Here is a 1,270-nt window from a genome sequence, read left to right as displayed (position 1 = left end):
TGATATTGCAATCAAAGCAAGTAAAGAGAATATCAATCTCCAACTAGGAGATTCTCAAATCACACTAGATAAGAGTGGTATTCATCTCAAAGGGAAAGTAAAGATAGAGAGATAGGGGGATAAGAGAGTTATGAAACCATGATACAATTATGTTATAATCAAAGCTTAAGGATAAGAATTGAGGAATAATAAGAGAAATGGGCAAAAGGATAAAAATAAGTGCTTATAGTATATTTGGCTCTCCTATAAAAGGACTTAAACATAGCATAGTATTAGATTTAGAACTATATGCGAATATAAGAACTCTATCTTGCAGTGAAGAAGAAGAGAATGGAATCTATATATTTGATATACCTGATGATATAGATATATTTGCAAAGGTATTTGTAAGATTATCTTCCCAAGTAGAAATAGATATACCATTTTCACTGAATCATTACAAAAGAGTTGCTTTATGTGATAGACCTCATTTCCTTCACCCTACTTGCTCACAGATTAATCTCCTAGCAGTAATGCTTGATAATAGCAAAGCCGTGCCTTATACCTTTAATATTCAAAGGGAGGCTGATGAAGCTATTGGTATCATCAAAGCCTACAAGGCAAATAAAGATGGGATATTTCCTCATGATACACATGCCCTCTCTTATCCCAATAATGAAATCTATACCATAGACTTAGAGCAAGAGATACAACTCAGGGCATTTATCTATGAGAAGCAAAAAACTTATATGGAGAAAGTAGTAGATGAGACAACACAAGTAGAACCTCCACACAAACTACAACAAGGCAATGTAACCAAAATACTAGACACAGAACAATCATTGCAATCCAATGATAATATACGATGGGCATTTAAGATAGTAAATGGGAGTTATCACTCTAGTGATAAAAAACATACAAGGGGTCATTCTATGCCACCTCTCCAAACACAATTCATCACTGCGAGTAGTATCAACAAAGAATACAAATACACCAAAACAGATATAACAAAAACTAATCTTCCTCAATTAATAGATGAAAGAAATGGATATTATGTCGTGATGAATGAAAAAGGCTTAAGTATCAATATCAAACTCAAAGATTTATTTAGTGATGATGTATTGCAAAGCTTAGTGAATAAAAATATCATATTCTTTGCTTATAATGAGAGTGATGGGATAAAAAAATCAACTGATAGTAAAATTAACGCCTATCATGTATATTCAGATACAGGCAAAGGTTCTAGTAGAAAAGTAACAAAGGATAGAGTAACCTCCATAGAGCTTAAGAT

Annotated in this window: 1 protein-coding gene; it reads left to right on the top strand. The window is 32.6% G+C overall.

What is annotated here, in order from left to right; all coding sequences use genetic code 11:
• Window positions 1–197 precede the first annotated feature (197 nt).
• Window positions 198–1,270 (top strand): hypothetical protein (locus tag CQA53_RS11540; protein ID WP_147290059.1); only part of this gene is annotated, 1,073 nt, incomplete at its 3' end.

This window comes from Helicobacter didelphidarum (assembly GCF_003364195.1).
In the GTDB taxonomy this organism is placed as follows: Bacteria; Campylobacterota; Campylobacteria; order Campylobacterales; family Helicobacteraceae; genus Helicobacter_A; species Helicobacter_A didelphidarum.
The sequence above is the reverse complement of the archived record's forward strand: the minus strand, read 5'-3'. Positions and strand labels throughout refer to the sequence as shown.